The organism is Vreelandella venusta (assembly GCF_007989605.1).
Lineage (GTDB): Bacteria > Pseudomonadota > Gammaproteobacteria > Pseudomonadales > Halomonadaceae > Vreelandella > Vreelandella venusta.
In genome coordinates, this window is record NZ_BJUL01000015.1 from 1 (window position 1) to 20,076 (window position 20,076).

Consider the following 20,076-nt stretch of genomic DNA (forward strand, 5'->3'; position numbering starts at 1 on the left):
TCCATCAGGTTATCGACGTGTATCACGTGTGATTTAGCTCTGATGAGACAGGGATGTCGCTTACTGCTGTAAATGTAGCCAACACAACTTCACAACAACTGAACCCTGGTGAAATTATAATGAAAACATTTAAAAAGACCTCCCTAGCCACGCTCCTTAGTGCCACTGCCATGCTATCTGCAGGCAGTGCCTTCGCCAATGAAGATCCGGTGAAGCTTGGCTTGATGCTTCCTTATTCAGGTACCTACACCGCCCTTGGAGAGGCCATCACCAATGGGTTGAAATTGGCCATTGAGGAGGATGGCGGTCAGTTGGGCGGCCGCGATGTGGAATACATTGAGCTAGATTCTGAAGCTGATCCCTCTAAAGCGCCTCAAAACATGAGTCGTTTGGTCAATGGTGACGATGTGGATTTCGTCATTGGGCCCGTTCACTCGGGTGTTGCCATGGGCATGCTGCGAGTGGCTAAACAGACCGGTGCCATCACCATCATTCCTAATGCGGGGTTGGGAGCCGCTACTAATGAACTATGCATGCCAAACGTGTTCCGCACCTCGTTCAGCATGTGGCAAGACAGCTACCCCATGGGCAAAGTGGCTTACGATCAAGGGCATCGCAAGATTGTAACCATTACCTGGGATTACGCTGGAGGCAAGGAAGATCTGGCAGGCTTTGAGGAGGCATTTACCGCTGCAGGTGGTGAAATCGTCGAACAAATTTTAGTGCCATTCCCCAGTACAGAATTTCAGAGTTACCTGACGCAAATTGCCAGTCTTGAGCCTGACGCGGTTTACACCTTCTTTGCGGGCGGTGGCGGCGTTAGCTTTGTTCGGGATTATGCGGCAGCCGGACTAAAAGAAAGCATACCGTTATTAGGTTCCGGCTTTCTTACCGAGGGGAATTTAACCGCCCTGGGCGATGCAGGTGAGGGCGTAATGACCACGCTGCACTATGCCGAGACCCTCGAAAATGATGCTAATCAGTCCTTCGTGTCAGCCTACGAGAATGCCTACGGGGAAACTCCTGATACCTACGCAGTACAAGGTTACGACACCGGCATGATGCTGGTTCAGGCACTTGAAGTGCTTGGCGGTGATACGTCGGATAGAGAGCGTTTGATCGATGTGTTAGCCAATGTACAACTGGCGAGTCCCCGTGGGCCGCTCCGCTTCTCTGATTCCCACCACCCTATCCAGAATGTGTACCTACGTGAGATTCGCGACGGCAAACATGAGGTCGTCAGTATCGCTTCCGAGAATCTTGAAGTCCCTGATGACGCTTGCCAGATATAACGGCATCTTGCTTCACATTGGGGCGGGGGAAACCCGCCCCTCATTCTGATTCTCGGAGGGATCTTATGGATCTCGCATTCTTCAGCGTACAGCTACTTAACGGTTTGCAGTACGGCCTGCTGCTCTTCTTAATTGCCAGCGGTTTGACGTTGATTTTCGGCATCATGGGAATCATCAACCTGGCTCACGGCGCCATGTATATGATTGGTGCCTATCTGGTTTACGACCTAACCCTGCGGCTGGGTAATTTTTGGCTGGCCATGCTGGCGGCCATCCCTATCGCTATTGTTCTGGGGCTCATCATTGAGCGCCTGTTTCTCGATACGCTTTATAAGCGTGACCATCTGTATCAGGTGCTGCTGACCTTTGGACTAATTTTAGTGCTCAACGAAGCACAGCGGATTATCTGGGGTGGCGATGTGCATCGTGTCGCAGTGCCCGTACCGTTCGATGCCAGTATTCAACTGACGGATAACCTGCAGTACTCGGTGTATCGCCTGTTTGTGATGGGCGTGTGCCTAGCATTGGCTGGGGTTATTTATTGGGTGATGCGCCATACACGGCTGGGCATCATCATTCGCGCCGGTGCCGTCAATCGCGACATGGTGGAAGGGCTGGGGATCAATGTCCGTACCCTCTTTACGCTGATTTTCAGCGTCGGTGTAGCGCTCACCGCCTTCGCGGGCATGATCGCCGCGCCGCTCACCTCCATCGCGCCTGGCATGGGCGATAGCATTCTTATTACCTGCTTTGTTGTCGTGGTTATCGGTGGGATTGGTTCTATCAAAGGAGCCTTTTGGGGCGCCATTATCATTGGCATGGCCACTACCTTTGGGGCGGTGCTCATCCCCAGTCTCGCCAGCATGGTGATTTACCTGATCATGGCGGCGGTGTTGCTGGTGAAACCGCGCGGTCTGTTCGCGTGAGGAGAATAAGCAATGTTACATAAATATCCCAAGCGCGTTGCCTACATCATGCTGGTGTTGACGGCGTTGGTGGCTGCCTTTCCTCTCTGGGGAGAAGCCGTTTTCGGCAATCAAGCCAACTTCATGTTAGAGAAACTAACACTCATGCTAATCCTGGCGCTGTTTGCCATGAGCCTGGATCTATTGGTCGGCATTGTGGGCTTAGTCAGCCTGGGGCATGCGCTCTTCTTCGGTTTGGGGGCGTACACCCTGGCGTTAGCCAGCCCTGACTTTAGTCCAGCCTCCATGTGGTGGATGTTGCCTCTTGTCATGGGGGTCTCCGCTTGTGTTGGGCTAATCGTTGGCGTCTTAGTGATCCGTACTAAAGGCATCTTCTTTATCATGACAACACTGGCGTTTGGCCAGATGCTTTACTACTTCATTAGTACCTCCCCGATGGCAGGGGGCACCGACGGTGTCTTTATCATGTTCCGCCCCAGTTTGGAGATAGGAGGTACCCCGCTGGTAAACCTGGATAATCCTTACAGCTTCTTCTACTTCTGCTTGGGCATGCTGTTGATTGGCTTCTTATTTCTACGCTGGCTGACGCGCTCTTACTTCGGCCAAGTGCTCGATGGTATTCATGATAACGAGCACCGTATGCAGGCCTTAGGCTATGCCACTAGCGGCTACAAATTGGTGGCCTTTGTTATCGCTGGGGTGATGGCGGCGATTGCTGGCATGTTAGCGGCAATGCAGTATGGCTTCGCCAACCCGGCTCAGCTTGGCTGGCACACCTCTGGCGAAGTGCTGATGATGCTCATTTTAGGCGGCATGGGCACTATCTTTGGCCCCATTTTAGGCGCCTTTGCTTACGAGATTATGCTCTATATCTATGAGCATGCCACGACTCACTGGCCGATTTTAATGGGTCTGACCATAATCATTGCCGTATTGGTGCTCCCACGAGGTATTGCGGGCTTGATTATCGCGCCACCCTGGCGCAGCAAGCGCCAAACAGACCCCGAAACCGCGCCTGAATATGGGAAGGAGCAGGTGGCTCTCTCCGCTAAGACCGCCACCCAGCGCAAGGAGAACTAAGCCATGAGCAACGAAATTGTTTTGGCCACCCAGGGTTTGACCCGGCGCTTTGGCGGTTTAGTGGCGGTGAATGACGTTGATTTTGATGTTAAATCAAACGAAACACATGCCATTTTGGGTCCTAATGGCGCTGGTAAAAGCACACTGATCAATCTGCTTTCCGGGGAGATCCCGCCTTCTGAAGGAAAGGTGCTTTATAAAGATCACCCGATTCAAGGAAAAAGCGCGCGGCAGATTGCGCGCATGGGGATTGGTCGTAGCCACCAGAAGACCAACATATTTCCACGCATGAATTGCCTGCAGAACTGCGAGCTGGCAGCGCGTATTCATATGGGCGGCGTGTTTGGTAGTTGGCATTCGAGACTCACCGCGCGGCAGGTGAGCGAGCGAGCTCAGGAAGTGCTGGATACCTGTCAATTGAATCACCGCGCTTATACGACCGCATCAGATATGAGCTATGGCGAACAGCGCCAACTGCAGATCGCAATGGTGTTGGCGACGGCACCATCGCTGATGCTACTCGATGAACCGATGGCAGGAATGGGACGAGAGGAAACCGTTCAGGTCACTGAATTACTCGCGAGCCTAACAGATCGCTACACACTGGTATTGATAGAGCACGACATGGATTCGGTGTTCCGGCTTGCAGATCGTATCACCGTTATGGTCGATGGATGTGTGTTAGAGAGCGGGCCGACAGAACAGATACGCTCCAGCGAAAAGGTGCGCGATGTCTACCTGGGACGCCACGATGAGGGGGCAACCGCATGAGCGCTGAGCAAACCAATACACCATTGATTGATGCCCGAGGGCTGCATACTTACTACGGTGAGAGCCATATTTTGCATGGGGTAGATTTGACTCTAATGCCTGGCGAAACGCTGAGTCTTCTGGGGCGTAACGGGATGGGCAAGACCACGACGCTGAAGTCGATTCTTGGCTTTGTTCCACCACGCCGAGGCGAGGTTTTTATCAAAGGGGTTTCTGCCACTAAGCGACGTCCTTGGCAGCTGATTCGTCAAGGCATCGGGTACGTGCCGGAAGGACGCGGTATTTTTCCAGGTATCAGTGTGCGTGAGCACCTAACTATGGCCGCACGCCCCAATGCGCGAGGGGAGTCTCCTTGGACGCTGGAGCGAGTCCTGGATACGTTTCCGCGCTTGGGTCAACGTATTAACCACGATGGCTCTTTTCTCTCGGGTGGCGAGCAGCAAATGCTCTCGATTGGTCGCGCTTTGACGACAAATCCCGATCTGATGATTCTTGACGAGGCGACTGAAGGGCTTGCGCCGCTGATCCGAGATGAAATCTGGAAGATCATACGAGAGATCAAGGCAACTGGAATATCGACCATTATCGTCGATAAAAATATCGACAACCTGCTGGATATAGCTGAAAAACACTTGCTGCTGGTAAAGGGAGAATTGGTCTATAGCGGTGATTCCCAGGGGCTAAAAGACAATCCTTCAATCCTTGAAACCCATCTCGGGGTCGCCTGACATGGCTCCGGCAAGCGGATAATTGCCGGAATTGATGTTGGCTATCGCGTTAAATTCATTGATACAGGGAAATGTGTTGCATGCAATTTCACAAGCAGTTGCTAAAGGACCTGTCGATTCCTGCAATCGCTGCTGGCTTTGTGGCAGTGCTGGTCTCTTACTCTGGCCCCTTGGCAATCTTTTTTCAGGCAGCTCAGAGCGCCGAGATATCCAACGCCATGATGACGTCTTGGGTCTGGGCCATCTCTATCGGCGCAGCTGTTTCGGGTATCCTTCTAAGCCTGTGGTTGAAAGTGCCAGTGGTGACCGCTTGGTCGGCACCTGGCACTGCGTTATTAGTGACACTCTTCCCAGGCCTGTCCCTCAATGAAGCGATAGGTGCTTACCTGACGGCGGCAGTTATTATTTTTTTGATTGGTGTTAGCGGCTCTTTTGACAGGATTATTCGAATGATCCCCCCAGGTATCGCCAGCGCGATGATGGCGGGAATTCTGTTCCAATTTGGTGTAGGAGTTTTCGTCTCCTTGGAAAGCGTACCGGCTTTGGCGATTGGTATGATTATCGCTTATTTACTATTTAAGCGACTTACGCCGCGCTACAGCTTAGTGCTGCTTTTAATTGCCGGGGTTATTTTGGCGGTTTTGTTAGAAGGCGCAAGCCTGGAAGGTGTTTCCGTTCAGTTTGCGGATCCACAGTTTATCCGCCCCGAGTGGACATGGAACGCTACCTTGAGTCTGGCTATTCCGCTGGTCTTGGTCAGTCTGACGGGGCAGTTCTTACCCGGCATGGCAATTTTGCGCACCTCAGGCTACTCCACCCCGGCCAAGCCAATCGTTATTGTTGCCAGTTTAACGTCGTTCTTTACCGCTTTTTTCGGCGGTATTACTACGGTGATCGCAGCGATTACGGCAGCCATTTGCACGAGCAAGGAAGCGCACGAAGACCCTGATAAACGCTATGTTGCAGGAGTGGCGAATGGCGTTTTCTATCTTATTGGTGGCATCTTTGCTGGCACTATTGTGGCGCTATTTATCTCATTGCCGGGGGAGTTTGTGGCCGTACTTGCGGGGCTAGCCCTTGTTGGCGCCATCAGTAGCAATATCAGTGCGTTCGCTGCCGAGAAAAGCCACTTGGAAGCCTCTGTTATTACCTTTATTGCCACGGCATCTGGCGTTAGCTTTTTAGGATTAGGCTCTGCCTTTTGGGGAGTCGTCGTTGGTGCGCTTGCCTATAACCTGCTACATCGAAGTTTTAACTCGCTTAACCATAAAACTAAATAACAGTAGTCACTACTTGAGCGGAAGTGGGAGTGGAACCATGGAAAAGATCGTTGTAGCGGTTGATGATAGTGAAAGTGCTTTGCATGCTCTGGCGTTTGGGCAAATATTTGCGGCCCAACTAGGAGTAGAGGTAAGTGCTATCTCTGTGGTGTTGACGCAAGATGAGATCGCCCCCCAGCGCACTAAACTTCAGGGGCGTTTGGCGGCCCACCGCTTTGAAACAGTGGCCATTGATGTCGTTGCTCATGACAGCGCCAAAGGATATCTGGGTGAGCTTGCCAGTCACGAGGATGTCGGGCTATGTATGATGGCTCACGGTCGACGCCCAGTGCCGGAGATGCTGATAGGAAGCGTAACCGCAGGGGTTGTGCGCCGAGCACAGCGCCCAATTTATCTGTGTGGCCCCCGCTATGACAGCCGGGCTCACCAGCGAATTGAAGTGTTAGCGGTTTGTGTCGATGGCTCTAAGCTATCCGAGCACATCTTGCCCTATGCTTCAGCCTTGGTAAAACGGTTGGGCGCTCGGTTGCAGCTACTGCAGGTGATTGAGGCCAACAGCACTAGAAAAACCATGACTCTAGGCCATACTGATGTCATGGAGTCAGCCTACCTGAGTGCTCTGGCTCGCCGTGTCGAGAGTGAGCAGGCGTTAGAAGTTGATTGGGAGGTACTGCATGGCGACCCCGCAGACTCTATCGTCAGCTATTTAGCGGAAAGCCATAATACGATGCTGGCCATGACTACCCATGGACGCAGTGGCCTTTCGCAAGTAGTGGCCGGCAGCGTTAGCCATGAAGTGCTGCACGAGACGACTTGCCCCGTGGCCGTGCTGCGTCCTTAAAAGGGGGCTTTACGGATAGCGCCCAGAGCGGCGATTTTCAACCAGAACTTCTAAAATAGCATTAGCCTCCTGCATCAGCGGGGAGGGTTTTTCTCCCCGCCGACGGCTGCAGACGACGGGTGAAGTGATTGACTTGTCGGCCAACGGCACATAGCAAATACCATCTCGTTGAACGCGCTTAACCTGTTCAGGAACTAGCGTAATGCCGATACCTGAAGCGACAAGGCTAAGCGCCGTTTGAACCTCGTTTGCTTCTTGTACCACCTCTACCTTCAAGCCTTGGCGGCGGAAAATTCCCAATATCATATCGGCAAGGCTAGGGCGTGGTTTTGCGGGGAACACGATGAGCGGGTAGCGGGCCAGTTCTTCGCAGCTAGGGGTGGTACCCTCTAGTGGGTGGCCGCTTGGGAGTGCAGCAATTAATGGCTCATCAAAGAGAATCTCTTGTTCGACATCGGGATCATCAATGCGTAAACGCCCGAACCCCATATCGATGCGGCCTGCCTTAAGCGCCTGAATTTGTTGTACCGTTGTGAGCTCTGCGAGGGTGAGTTCAACATTATCCATGCGGCGCAAATCACGTACGAGTGTTGGCAACTGCCCGTAAAAAATGGACGGTACAAAACCAATGCCGAACAGCGTACGCTTACTACGCGCCATGCGCCGAGTGGCGTCGATTGTGACCTCGACTTTCTCTAATATCTGCAGAGCGTGCTGCTGAAAAAATACACCGGAAGGCGTTAGACGCAAGCCTCTAGAACTTCGCTCGAACAGCTCAGCTCCAACCTCTTGTTCTAGTTGTTTTATTTGACGGGAAAGAGGTGGTTGAGACATATGCAACCTTTCAGCCGCGCAGGTAAAATTAAGTTCTTCAGCAACAACGCAAAAGTACCTCAGGTGGCGTAGTTCCATGATACCTCCAAGGTATGAGTAATTTCTTAACTAATGGTGGCATTTACCTTCGGTGGCTGCCGAGTAAACTGCATTGCTCAAGCAGCAGGGCAATCTGCTAAACCAACTAGTTTAGGCGCTTCAACGCTATCAGCATTTACGCGCTTGAAAGCTAAATAACGTCTAAGACTTTAGTAATGCAAGGTAATAACAAGAGGAGAGAGCCACCGTGTACACCTGCTCGTTGAGCTTTCTGCAATGACTCGCATAGCCTGCTCAGTCGCTGGCACGCAGTTGCACTGGAAAGAAGCTTCAACGTTTTATAATGTCTCGTATCGAACCAAAAGGATATCATGGGCTTAATTATTGGGCTGAGAGAAGTATTCCCATCACTGCATACCTTCTATATTGAGCTCAAACGCTACAGACAAACTGCGATACTATAGCGTGCAGTAGTTATGACGTTGGTGCTGTTTTTATGCATGACGCTTTTTGAACTATATTCAAGGCCGGATAACGTTAATAGACATAGTGGATTGGCCTGCACCTTCCCCAGCATCGTGAGTTACTTGGAAGGTTTAGGAGCAGCGTAGGGCTTTTATTAAGGAAGACTGACCATGAAACAGCCTAGTGTAAATCAACCTCGCTTATATCGGCCTAGACACACATAGCTACCACTGCCATCTCCAATGCAGCGGTAGGTTGGCATGCCCCAGGTTTTAGTGGCGAAATTTCTGACGAGCAAGATCATTAATTAGGTGATTCGCCAGCTTACGCCTGGGTGATAAGCTCTTAGGTCTGATCAACTCGACCGTTAAGGCAAACTCACAGTGAGCAGAAAGATTTGGCTGTATGCGCTGGTTCTGGCCTCTTTAATCGTGCTGAGCTTTTTAGGGTTATGGTGGTTATGGCATTGGCAATACAGCCACGCCGAAGCGGATGCCCAGCGTCACGCGAATACGCGTCTAGCGCTCTACACCAGCAGCCTGCAAGGCGCGCTTGAGCGCTTTAACTACCTGCCTGACTTACTGGCCCAGCAGCCTTTAGTCCAGGCTGCCCTGCGCGAACCTAGTGAGCTATTGCTGTCGCCTGTTAATCAGCACTTGGCAGAGGTCGCTGAGCGTTCGGGCGCTGACGCCATCTTTCTGATGAATGAGCAAGGCGTCACCCTGGCCAGCAGCAACTATGCACTCGAGCAAAGTTTCATTGGCCACGATTACCACTTTCGCCCCTATTTTTACGATGCCATGCAGAGCGGTAGCGGTGAATTCTTTGCAATTGGTGATACAACTGGACAGCCGGGTTATTTCACCTCTTATGTCGTTACGCTTGGCGACGATACTGCCTCTGCGGGAGTCTTGGTGGTTAAGGTCTCACTGGAAGCGCTTCAAGAGGATTGGCGTCGAGCACAAGAGCACGTCATTTTGTCGGACGCTAATGGCGTTGTGATACTTTCTAGCCGCGAGCAGTGGCGGTTTCAGCACATAGATGGGCTTTCTGATGATGCTTTGGCGCAGATTAGCGCCCAACGTCAATTTCTCGATAAACCGCTTTCCCCACTCGGTCAGCGCCTGCATGACGATACGCTGGTAATAGGTAACCAAGCACAAGGAGGAGGCGAGCGTTTTCTGGTCGCTTCCCTGCCGCTTGCGACACTGGGTTGGTCGATGCATTATCTCAGCCCGGTGCGCCCACTTTATATCAGTGCTCGCAATGTATTTCTGGCGGGTTTAGTCACGCTTTCCGCTCTTTTGTTGTTTGGCTTGTGGTTGCGTGAACGCCAAAAACGCCAACACATGCGCGATGCCCAGGCGAAAATCATCCAGCAAACCAATATTCGTTTGGAAGAACGTGTCCAGGAACGCACCCAGGCCTTAGAGGATGCGCAAGCTGAACTGGTCCAAGCGGGTAAATTGGCCGCCTTGGGGACCATGGCGGCAGGCATTGCCCATGAGCTTAATCAACCTCTTTCAGGCATCCGTACTTATGCTGCTAACGGTGAGCGGTTGTTGGCGCTTGGCCGTCAGGAAATGGCAGGCGACAACTTCCAACGTATTCAGGTATTAAGCAAACGCCTCGCCCGGCTAATCGAGCAGCTAAAGCTGTTTGCTCGCAAGGGCGAGAGCCGGGAGAGTGTGGATCTTCCGGCCAGCCTGAACTTCGTACTAGAACTACTGGAGGAGCGTTTCCAGCAGCAAAAAGTGCGCTTGGAGCGTGACGGCGATTGGCCGCAGTCACTCTGGGTACGTGGCGATGACGTTCGCCTTGAGCAGTTGCTCACTAACCTGCTGCGTAATGCGCTGGATGCGTTGAACGACATACCCAATGGGGTCATTTGTCTGCATGTTGAGATCACTGTGGAGCAAGTGCAGTTGACGATTCATGACAATGGCCCAGGCTTGCCCCAAGAAGTGATCGAGCAGATGTTCGACCCATTCTTTACGACTAAACCGGTTGGGGAGGGCTTAGGGCTGGGGCTGTTTATTAGTTACGGCATTGCTCAGGATCTTGGCGGTAAACTCAGCGCTGGTAATCACCCCGCTGGGGGCGCTTGGTTTCGTCTGACACTACCGCATGCTGAGGAGACTCCTTCATGACGCCAGCATCTTCTAGCACCTTAGCTCGACTATCGGCTGCTTCTCTGCCCGTCTGGCTAGTGGACGATGAGGCTGATGTCCGTGACTCTCTTAGCCAATGGTTGGAGGTGTCGGGATTAGAGGTTCGCACGTTTTCACGTGCCGTTAAGGCGCTGAATGCACTTCAAAACGGCCAGCCGTGCGGTGTCGTCGTCAGTGATATCAAGATGCCCGAGATGGATGGCTTGGCCTTGTTTGCCGCCGTGCAAGCACTTGATACGCCGCCTCCGGTGATTCTGATCACAGGCCACGGCGATGTCCCCATGGCGGTTGCAGCGATTCAGCAGGGGGCTTGGGACTTTGTGCAAAAGCCCTTCGACCCTGAACGCCTTGAAGAGTGTGTACGACGAGCACTAGAGCATCGGGCCCTGGCGCTGGAAAACCTGCAGTTACAGCAGGCATTACGGCATAACTATTTAAGCACGCGCCTGCTCGGCGACTCTGCGCTGATGCAAGTGCTACGGCGCCAAGTGGAAAACTTAGCTGCTAGCCGCGCCAACGTGGTTATCAATGGTGAAACGGGCAGCGGCAAGGAGGTTGTGGCTCGCGCCTTGCATGACTTTGGCAGCGGTAGCCAAGGCGCTTTTGTGGCGTTGAACTGTGGTGCCATGAACAGTGAATTAATCGAATCAGAGCTATTCGGGCATGAAAAAGGCGCCTTTACCGGGGCAGGAGAGCGACGTATAGGCCTGCTGGAAACCGCTAGCCACGGCACCCTCTTTTTGGATGAAATAGAATCACTGCCACTGTCTGCCCAGGTTAAGCTGTTACGCGCACTGCAGGAAGGTGAAATTACCCGGTTAGGCAGCAACCAAGTTATCCACCTCCATCTTCGGGTCGTGGCGGCCAGTAAAGAGAACTTGCTGCAAATGGTCTCGCAAGGAGATTTTCGCGAGGATCTTTATTATCGCTTGGCGATTGCCGAGCTGGCGATTCCCCCCTTGCGTGAGCGCCGCGAAGATATTCCCTTGCTGTTTCGTCACTTCTGCCATCAAGCCGCAGATGTTCACGAAAGGCCGCTACGCGAACCCACTACAGAACTGCTGACTGCCCTCGGTAATCATCGGTGGCCTGGAAACCTCCGCGAACTGCGCAATATTGCCACGCGCTTTATTCTTGGGCTGGATCTGCCCTGGCAGCGCTCGTCTATGCCGTCACACCAAGCGTCTGCACTCTCTGTGCGTATGGAAGTATTTGAGGCTACCGTCTTGAAAGAAGCGCTACAGCGCCATCATGGCAATATTCAAGCGGTACTCGACGAACTCGATCTGCCTCGCCGTACACTCAATCAGAAAATGCAGCGTCACCAGTTGCGCCGCGAAGACTTTCTCGCGACCTAAACGGTTAATTCAAGAGTTAATGCGCTAGGGCTGATTCATCGGCCATTTTTTGCCGATGAGAGCAAAAACCGTCGGCAAAGAATGGCCGGTGGTCACTCCGGCGTCTTCGCCTTTTGTCGTAGAAGTGAAATTATAATGTATTGATTTTTATATCTTTGTTTAAAGTTGGCTAGCTTCTCGCTCTATTGGGGAAGGAGTAGTGATTACTCCAACAATTCTAATAAGCTGGGAGCAACACCATGCTGAAACGCCAATTTCTTAAAACCGCTCTTTGTCTCGCTACCGCCGCTGCATTCGGCGTCAGTGCCTCCGCTGTTACCGCTCAGGAACCTACCGAGGGCGGACAATACATCATGGGCACTGCCACCACCGGTGGCACGTTCTATCCAGTAGGCGTCGCGCTTTCTACACTGATACGTGTCAAGCTCGAGCCTACCCACGGCATCTCCGTTTCCGCCATCAGCTCGGCGGGTTCAGCGGAAAACTTGCGCCTGATGGATGACAACCAGGCTCAATTCGGCATTCTGCAAGCGCTCTACGGCGCCTGGGCATGGTCCGGTGAGGGGCCAGTGCCCAAAGCCTATGACAACGTACGCTCAGTTTCTATGCTGTGGCAGAACGTCGAACACTTTGTGATGCGTGACGCACTGGTCGATACTGGCACCATTGATGACTTGGCCCAACTCTACGGGCGCGGTTTCTCCATTGGTGCGCGCAATTCCGGTACCGAAGGCTCTGGTCGGCAAATTCTTGCCGGTCTGGAGATTGATCCGGAGCAGATGGATATCGCCTACCTGGGCTACAGTGCCAGCGCTGACTCCATGCAGAACGGCAATATCGATGGTATGAACATACCGGCAGGCGTTCCGGCCTCTGCCGTGACCAGCGCCTATGCCAATATGGGCGATGACATTACCACGCTGAATGTGACCGCTGAGCAACTTGAGCGCATTAACAGCCAGTACCCAGTGTGGAGTGCTTTCGAAATTCCCGCCGACACTTACCCTGGTCAGGATGCCCCGATCAATACCATTTCCCAGCCCAATATTTTGGTGGTTAACGCCGATGTTCCTGAGGAGCATGTGTACCAGATCACCAAAGCCATGTTCGAGAACCTACCGTTTCTAAACAACATTCACCCGGCGACGCGTGATATGGCTCTGGAAAAAGCGCTCGACGGTCTGCCGATACCACTGCATGCCGGTGCCGCGCGCTATTTCCAGGAACAAGGCATTGAAATTCCTGAGCATCTTCTCGAAGGCTGAAGGCCTATCGCCCTGCATCTGCCTGGCATAAGCCGGGCGGATGGCCTCCCTATGCCTGACTTCGTTTCATGAGGTACACCATGAGTCATTCGACACCTGATACGGTGCGCGATGAATCCGCAAGCAGCGCTTCAGAGCGCCTTGAACATCCCTGGCTTGGGCGGATTCTGAGCTTGCTCGCCATCGTCGTTGCTTTCTCACATATCTATTTCAATACCCTGGGCACTGTCTCAGAAATTTGGGTTAGTGCATTACACTTCGGTATGTTCGGCCTGTTGTGCGCGCTTTCCGTGCCGATGTTCAAAGCGCGCTCGGCTAGCGGTCAGCGCCTATTACTCGCTGTTGATGTGTGTCTTGGGCTAGCCGCCCTAGGCTGTGCGTTCTATTTAATCGGTTTTGAGGATGCACTTTATGCCCGTGGGGTACGCTTTTCCCTGGCTGACTGGATCGTGTCGATTACCGCCTTGGCGTTGGTACTCGAATTTGCCCGCCGGACTACCGGCTGGTTTATTCCGCTGCTATGTATCATTGCACTGACGTACGTTGCCTGGTGGGGGCGCTATGTAGGTGGGGTGTTCAATTTCCCTGGGCTGAACTGGGAAACCGTGCTGTTTCGTAGCTTTCTCGGCGGTGACGGCATGCTGGGCTCGATTGCCCGGATTTCCTGGTCCTATGTTTTCATGTTCATTCTCTTTGGTGCCTTCCTGGTGCGTTCGGGGGCTGGGGAGTTCATCATCGAGCTGGCACGTTGTGCCGCGGGTCGCTTTGTTGGTGGCCCGGGATTTGTAGCGGTATTCGCTTCAGGGCTTATGGGGTCGGTGTCTGGCTCCAGCGTAGCCAATACGGTCTCTACCGGTGTGATCACTATTCCCCTAATGCGTAAAGCGGGCTTTCCACCGCGTTTTGCGGCCGGCGTTGAAGCCGCTGCTTCAACCGGAGGCCAGCTTATGCCTCCCGTTATGGGGGCGGGGGCTTTTATCATGGCCTCTTACACCCAGGTGTCATATCTCACCATCATCGGGGTCGCTGCGCTTCCTGCGCTGCTGTACTTTCTCTCGGTGGCCATGTTCGTGCGTATAGAAGCCAAGCGTAGCGGTACTCATCAGGTAGAAATGGAGCAAGCACCAAAGCTGATTGATGTTTTGAAAGGTGGTTGGCACTATCTGTTGCCGCTCGTGGTGCTGGTCGTCGCCCTTATCAATGGCTTCACCCCCACTTACGCTGCCGGTATCGCTATCGTGTCGGTGGTCGTTGCTTCCTGGCTATCACGTTCACCCATGAAGCTTCAGGCAATTATCGACGCTTTGGTACTGGGCACCCGCAACATGGTTTCCACCGCCATCCTACTGCTGACAGTTGGCTTGATCGTCAACGTGGTGTCGACGACCGGCATTGGTAACATCTTTTCGTTGATGATCTCAGATTGGGCGGGCGGTAGTCTGTTGGTTACCATTGTGTTGATCGCGCTGGCCTCTCTGGTACTGGGAATGGGGTTGCCGGTGACGGCCGCTTATATCGTATTGGGCACACTATCGGCACCAGCGTTGTATGGTCTGATGGCACAAAGCCAGCTGTTAGAACTGATTATGGCCGGTGATTTGCCCGAGCAGGCACGAACGATCTTTATGCTTGCCGCGCCAGATGCCTTAGAAGCGCTGAATGCCCCGATGGATGCTGCCAGTGCTCAACAACTACTGGCCTTGGTACCGGACGATTTCCGTACACAGCTTTACGAACAAGCGCTTTCGCCGCATACGATATCAATGATGTTAGTGGCGGCGCATATGGTGATTTTCTGGCTATCTCAGGACTCCAACGTGACTCCGCCGGTATGCCTTACCGCCTTCGCTGCGGCGGCGATTGCCAAAACGCCACCTATGCGTACTGGTTTTACCGCTTGGAAAATAGCCAAGGGCCTCTACATCATTCCCTTGCTTTTTGTGTGGTCGCCAATGATCACCGGGACGCCGACCGAAATGTTGGTGGTGTTTGCCTTCGCGCTGTTCGGTATTTACGCCATTATCGCAGGGTTGGAAGGCTATCTGGAAAGCGAGTTGCCCTGGTGGCTGCGCCTAGCCATGTTCCCCGTTGGTGCTTTAATGCTGTGGCCTCACGGAAACTTGCTGCTGGATTTCTTGGGATTGGCACTGTTTCTGATGACGCTGGTGTGGAGTGCCAGACGTGACCGCCAGATGGCTCATACAATGGCCTGATATTAGGCGAGCATCAGAAGGTATGCCGCCATCAAAAGATGGCGGCATCGCAAGATAATGTCCTATTCAACGTGGGTGATGGGTTGTCGGTCTGGGTCAATATGCCAAGGTAAGCCGAGGCGTGTATTACGCTCTAACTCAGCAATGACCTGCGCGCCCAGCAGCAAAATGATGGCACCGACTTCCAGGCTGAGCAGCACAATCACCAGCGTTGCTAAGGACCCGTAAACAGCGTTGACGAACGACAGGTGAGTGAAATAGTAGACCAGTAGCAGCCGCACGCCCTCCCACAGCAGTGCCGCGACGAAACCGCCGATTACCGCTCGGCGTAACGCGATGCGCACTACCGGCAGCACCTTGTAGATAGCGCTAAACAATAAGAAAACCCCAGCAAAACTGAATAAGTTCAGGACTGGTTCGGAAAACCCTGCAAACGGCAGTTGCCGCTCAAAGAGCGCCATCATCAGCGTATTGAGCGAGCTGGCCAGGGTGACGACCAGTGTTAAAGCCAGTAGTCCCGCTCCGAGCACCAGCATAAAAGCGTAAGGCAACGTCACGGAAACCCATACACTGCGCTTGATGTGGGGGCTTTCTGGCGTATGGAAGATAATTGCCAGAGCATCTTCAAGCATGCGAAAGGCGAAGGAGCTGAAGAGCAGTAAAATGGGTAAGCTAAGAATGCCGATGACGTCGCGAGACTCCAGCAGGCTGCGGACAGCATCCATCAATACTTCGGCATGGGCCGGTGCTAGGTGGCGCGCTTGTACAGCAAGAACGCTGAGTAAATGTTGTTGATCCACCACTTGGGTCAATAGCACAACCAATACTGCAAATAGCGGCACGATAGAGAGCAGAATATTGTAGCCCACCCCACCGGCAAGCAGGATGCCGCGGTTCTTCAAGAAGTGACACACGACACGCCAGGCAAAATGAGCCAGCCGTGGCAGTAGTAGAAGTAAGGCATTGAGTGCTGTTTGGTTACGCCCCATCGTTTGCCATCCTCCTTGTGTGCCAACACTATGCCTTGGCGGTGTGACTGTTCAGCGACAGCAGGCACCAGTGAATAGACTGACGCACAGGCCGGCAAAATGATAGGCAATGATCCGGGTTGCCCGACAGAAGCAGTTGCCGCATGCCTGATTTATCGCATGAAAATGGTTGTGTCTCATCTAGTGAGATGAACTCGCGAATTTGTCTTGCTATGTTCTAGCGCATCTAGACAAACAACGATAACCATAATGCCGGTAAATGAAAACATCACCTCATCAGGCCCCGCTACGCTCGTTCATGCTATGCAGATACTGCAAGTTACTGCACGGGGCGGACATCGCGGTGCGAGTGTTGACGACTATCTGAATGAATTGAGCTTCAGTCGTCCTACGCTCTATCGGTTGTTAAAAGGTCTCAAGCAGCAAGGGTTTTTACGCTCTTCTCCCATTCGGGGGCGTTACCTGCTGGGTTATGAGCTGCTGGTGCTTGGTGCCCAGGCGGGCAATGGCGCTGGGTTGAGAGACTTGGCTCGGCCGAGATTGCTGGCGTTGGCACAGCGCTGGGGAGACAGTTTCTATCTGTTCGCCCGCGATGGTATCTACGCGGTCTGCCTGGAAGTGCAGAACGGTGCTTATCCGGTGGGCAGTTTTGTTAGGGCGACGGGAGGGCGCTTACCGCTGGGTGTCGGTCAAGCGTCGATTGCTTTGCTCGCGTATCTCGGCGCGGAGGAGCGAAGCGAGATTCTCGACCACAACGCGACACGCTTGCGGGATGATTACGCGATTGCCACCGCCGATGTCGAAGCCGAGATTAATCATCTACTAACACATGGCTACGCCCGTGGCGTTGAAGGCTCTCTGCTCCCGGAATACTGCGGCTTAGCCATTCCTATTCTCGACCATAGTGGTCACCCCTTGGGGGCCATGAGCTGCTCAATGCTCAAGTCTCGTATGACAGCGGCCCATAAACAGGAGGTGCTCCAGGGCATGCAAGAAGAAGTCGCCGCTATGGTTAACCAGGCCCACGGCCTACTGTATTTGGATTAAATCGTCATGCCACAACCCACGCATCCATCACATCAGCGCCTGTGCGGCTGGAACGCCTGGCTCCCAGAGCGCCAGCCGAGCCCCGCCTTGCGTGGCCAAGCTGAGGCGGATGTCGTCATCATCGGGGCTGGTTACACCGGCTTCGCGGCAGCTACGGCCTGGCAGCAGGCGCGGCCTGAAGACCGCATCAAAATTCTTGAGGCCGACCAAGTAGGTGAAGGTAGCCCAGGGCGTAACTCTGGTTTCATGCTGGAAATCGCTTTAGCCAATGATGCTCGTCCCGAAGAACTTGAGCGCATGGGGACACTGAACGCGTTAAGCCGACAAACCATGGCGCTACTGCGCGAGCGGGTCGAACGGCTGGGAATTGACTGCCAACTTGAACGTAGCGGCACTTATCGTGCTGCCCGCAGTGCGATAGGCCAGCGCGCCTTGGCCCAGTATGAAGCTTTTCTTAACGCTGCAGGCCTTTCTTACCAGACCTTGAGTGCTAGCCAACTGGCTGAGCGAATTGGCACGCGCTACTACACACAGGGTATTTATTCACCGGACTGTTATCTGGTGCAGCCTGCAGCATTGATTGTTGGTTTAGCGGATTCATTAGAAGCCGGAATCGAACTGCATGAGCACTCGCCCGCGACTCAAATCAAGCCTGATGGCAAAAAGTGGCGTGTCACCACACCCGAAGGCGAAGTAACGGCTGGGCAGGTAATCCTCGCCAATAACGCGTTTTCTAGAGCCTTGGGTGCAGACCCTTCGCGGCTAACCGCTATTTATACCTACGCCGCGATTACCGAGCCCCTACCAGAGCTTGAACGACAACGCATTGCTGCGACGACCTGGGGGCTGTTACCCGCGCATCGTTTGGGTTGTACGCTGCGCACCACCGCCGATGGGCGCTTGATGATTCGTTCGCGTTACAGCTATGAGCGCGAAGCCGATAACGCCCGTATTGAGGCTGAACTGAAAGCGAGCCTTGAGGCGCGCTATCCCGAACTCACCCCAGTGCGCTTCGATAAGGTCTGGGGAGGGACCACCGGGCTGACCTATAACGGTGCGCCACTGTGGGGGGAGATCCAGCCCGGTTTGTATGTGTCAGCGGGGTGCAATGGCGGCGGTATCGTCAAGGGTACCTTCCTTGGCGATGCCTTGGCGCGCCATGCCATGGGCCAGCCGGTCGAAAATATTGCGTCGTTATTCGGCAAGGCGAGTTGGATGCCTGCCGATCCCCTGCGTCGGTTGGGTTTCTACCTGACCAGTGAAATGGAGCGCCGTAAGGCAAAGCAAGAAACTTGATCCCCACTCACCATTATAAAAAAGAGAGATGACAATGGATCCTCAAGATCATATTGGGCTGCTGTCCATCATGCCGGCGGCGTTGGCTATTGTGCTGGCATTTATTACCCGCAACACCGTTTTTTCGCTGGCAGTCGCCTGTTTCGTTGGAGTGATTACCCTGGGCAATGGCTTGATGGGCTTTCCCACGCTGTTAAAGGAAACTCTGGGCACCACCAGTTTCTCCTGGATACTGCTGTTGGAGCTTTTCATTGGCACAGTGATCGCGTTCTTCCAACGCACAGGGGCGATTCAGAACTTTACCGCCTGGGTGGAACGCCGTGCTTTGTCACGGGTAAGGGTTCAGTTGATTGCCTGGGTGATGGGCATGTTCGTTTTCTTCAGCGACTATTTCAGCCCCTTGTTTGTTGGTAGCACCATGCGTGGCCTGACGGATCGCTATCGGGTATCGCGGGAAAAGCTGGCGTATATCGCGGACTCCACTTCCGCCCCGGTGAGTGTGATGATTCCGATTACCGGCTGGGCGGTGTTTATTTCTGGCTTACTGATTGGCATGGGGCCCATCGAAAATGCTGCTCAGGCGATGGGCGTGTTTCTACATGCGGTTCCCTTTAACCTCTATGCATGGCTCTCAGTGCTGGTCGTGGGGCTGGTCATTGTCGGTGTTATTCCACTGTTTGGACCGATGCGCGAAGCCGAGCGTCGCGCTCAGGAAGAGGGCAAAGTACTGCGTGATGGGGCAGAACCACTGGTGGGCGAGGAGCTGACCGAAATTCCGCCTTATGACGGTGCGCGTACCAACCTATTCTGGAATTTTTTCGCCCCGGTGCTGGTGGTGATCAGCGTTGCTGTCGGCACCTTTATCGTGATGGACTCGGCCAAGACCATGGAAGCGTTTCTGGCGGCTTCTGTGTTTCTCGGTATCGTTATGCGCCTTCAGGGCATTCCCTTCAACGACATTATGAAAACCTCGATGGCCGGGATGAAGGGGGTAATGCCAGCCATTATTATTCTGGCGTTAGCCTATTCGTTGAATCAGCTTTCCAAAGATATGGGCACGGCCAGCTATATCGTTGAAGCCACCGGTGGCTGGCTGACACCGGCATTACTGCCAGCGATGACATTCCTTATCGCTGCCGTTATCGCCTTTTCAACCGGTACCTCTTGGGGCACCTTCGCGATCATGATGCCGCTGGCTGTGCCGCTGGCATTCAACTTCAGCAGCGATATGCTGACACCGCTGGTATATGCCACGGTGGCAGCCGTAGCGGGTGGCGGTGTGTTCGGGGATCACTGTTCGCCGTTGTCGGATACCTCAGTGCTTGCCTCAACAGGGGCTGCTTCTGACCATATCGACCATATCAAGACGCAAATTCCCTTTGCGCTTGCCGTTGCCATACTCTCCTTGGCTGCTTACCTGTTGCTCGGCCTCACGCTGTAAGCGATAAGCCCTGCGCTAGGCCGCCTGAGGCCATTATCGC

Annotated in this window: 16 protein-coding genes; 14 read left to right on the forward strand and 2 right to left on the reverse strand. The window is 53.6% G+C overall.

Features of this window, described 5'->3' with window-relative positions; genetic code table 11:
- The first annotated feature begins 119 nt into the window (after positions 1 to 119).
- From HVE01_RS15015 to HVE01_RS15045, 7 genes are all read left to right on the forward strand, one after another.
- Entirely contained in the window at positions 120 to 1,292 is a 1,173-nt protein-coding gene (locus HVE01_RS15015; protein WP_146944938.1) for an ABC transporter substrate-binding protein, read from the forward strand.
- A 65-nt stretch (positions 1,293 to 1,357) separates the two neighbouring features.
- Complete coding sequence (locus tag HVE01_RS15020; protein ID WP_146944939.1) at positions 1,358 to 2,218, forward strand: branched-chain amino acid ABC transporter permease; 861 nt, start codon at positions 1,358 to 1,360, stop codon at positions 2,216 to 2,218.
- A gap of 12 nt (positions 2,219 to 2,230) precedes the next feature.
- A complete protein-coding gene (locus tag HVE01_RS15025) occupies positions 2,231 to 3,298 on the forward strand; it encodes a branched-chain amino acid ABC transporter permease (RefSeq protein WP_146944940.1) in 1,068 nt (355 codons plus the stop codon).
- Between the two features lie 3 nt (positions 3,299 to 3,301).
- Positions 3,302 to 4,069 carry an ABC transporter ATP-binding protein gene (locus HVE01_RS15030; RefSeq protein WP_146944941.1) on the forward strand — a complete coding sequence of 256 codons (768 nt, stop codon included), beginning with the start codon at positions 3,302 to 3,304 and terminating at the stop codon, positions 4,067 to 4,069.
- Entirely contained in the window at positions 4,066 to 4,797 is a 732-nt protein-coding gene (locus tag HVE01_RS15035) for an ABC transporter ATP-binding protein (RefSeq protein ID WP_146944942.1), read from the forward strand. The genes HVE01_RS15030 and HVE01_RS15035 overlap by 4 nt, the downstream gene beginning before the upstream one ends.
- 80 nt (positions 4,798 to 4,877) lie before the next feature.
- A complete protein-coding gene (locus tag HVE01_RS15040; protein WP_307725263.1) occupies positions 4,878 to 6,077 on the forward strand; it encodes a benzoate/H(+) symporter BenE family transporter in 1,200 nt (399 codons plus the stop codon).
- Between the two features lie 37 nt (positions 6,078 to 6,114).
- Entirely contained in the window at positions 6,115 to 6,918 is an 804-nt protein-coding gene (locus HVE01_RS15045; RefSeq protein WP_146944944.1) for a universal stress protein, read from the forward strand.
- Positions 6,919 to 6,927: 9 nt separating this feature from the next.
- Here the strand turns inward: HVE01_RS15045 and HVE01_RS15050 are convergent, their stop codons facing one another.
- Positions 6,928 to 7,830, reverse strand: a complete 903-nt coding sequence (locus tag HVE01_RS15050; RefSeq protein WP_146944945.1) for a LysR family transcriptional regulator — start codon at positions 7,828 to 7,830, stop codon at positions 6,928 to 6,930.
- Between the two features lie 809 nt (positions 7,831 to 8,639).
- Here HVE01_RS15050 and HVE01_RS15055 point away from each other — a divergent pair.
- The 4 genes from HVE01_RS15055 to HVE01_RS15070 all read left to right on the forward strand — a co-directional run bounded on the left by HVE01_RS15055 (position 8,640) and on the right by HVE01_RS15070 (position 15,263).
- Positions 8,640 to 10,406 carry a sensor histidine kinase gene (locus HVE01_RS15055; protein ID WP_146944946.1) on the forward strand — a complete coding sequence of 589 codons (1,767 nt, stop codon included), beginning with the start codon at positions 8,640 to 8,642 and terminating at the stop codon, positions 10,404 to 10,406.
- Positions 10,403 to 11,785: a sigma-54-dependent transcriptional regulator gene (locus tag HVE01_RS15060; protein ID WP_146944947.1), complete on the forward strand. Its 1,383-nt coding sequence runs from the start codon at positions 10,403 to 10,405 to the stop codon at positions 11,783 to 11,785. The genes HVE01_RS15055 and HVE01_RS15060 overlap by 4 nt, the downstream gene beginning before the upstream one ends.
- A 239-nt stretch (positions 11,786 to 12,024) precedes the next feature.
- Positions 12,025 to 13,050: a TAXI family TRAP transporter solute-binding subunit gene (locus HVE01_RS15065; RefSeq protein WP_146944948.1), complete on the forward strand. Its 1,026-nt coding sequence runs from the start codon at positions 12,025 to 12,027 to the stop codon at positions 13,048 to 13,050.
- A gap of 80 nt (positions 13,051 to 13,130) precedes the next feature.
- Positions 13,131 to 15,263, forward strand: coding sequence for a TRAP transporter permease (locus tag HVE01_RS15070; protein WP_146944949.1), 2,133 nt, complete (start codon positions 13,131 to 13,133; stop codon positions 15,261 to 15,263).
- A 62-nt stretch (positions 15,264 to 15,325) separates the two neighbouring features.
- Here HVE01_RS15070 and HVE01_RS15075 read toward each other — a convergent pair whose 3' ends face one another.
- Positions 15,326 to 16,252, reverse strand: coding sequence for a YihY/virulence factor BrkB family protein (locus HVE01_RS15075; protein ID WP_146944950.1), 927 nt, complete (start codon positions 16,250 to 16,252; stop codon positions 15,326 to 15,328).
- Between the two features lie 249 nt (positions 16,253 to 16,501).
- On the opposite strand from HVE01_RS15075, the gene HVE01_RS15080 reads away from it, so the two are divergent.
- The 3 genes from HVE01_RS15080 to HVE01_RS15090 are packed head-to-tail and all read left to right on the forward strand — an operon-like array spanning position 16,502 to position 20,036.
- Positions 16,502 to 17,299 carry an IclR family transcriptional regulator gene (locus HVE01_RS15080; RefSeq protein ID WP_241006766.1) on the forward strand — a complete coding sequence of 266 codons (798 nt, stop codon included), beginning with the start codon at positions 16,502 to 16,504 and terminating at the stop codon, positions 17,297 to 17,299.
- 6 nt (positions 17,300 to 17,305) lie between these two features.
- Positions 17,306 to 18,595, forward strand: coding sequence for an NAD(P)/FAD-dependent oxidoreductase (locus HVE01_RS15085; protein WP_146944952.1), 1,290 nt, complete (start codon positions 17,306 to 17,308; stop codon positions 18,593 to 18,595).
- 34 nt (positions 18,596 to 18,629) lie between these two features.
- Entirely contained in the window at positions 18,630 to 20,036 is a 1,407-nt protein-coding gene (locus HVE01_RS15090; RefSeq protein ID WP_146944953.1) for a Na+/H+ antiporter NhaC family protein, read from the forward strand.
- Positions 20,037 to 20,076 lie beyond the last annotated feature (40 nt).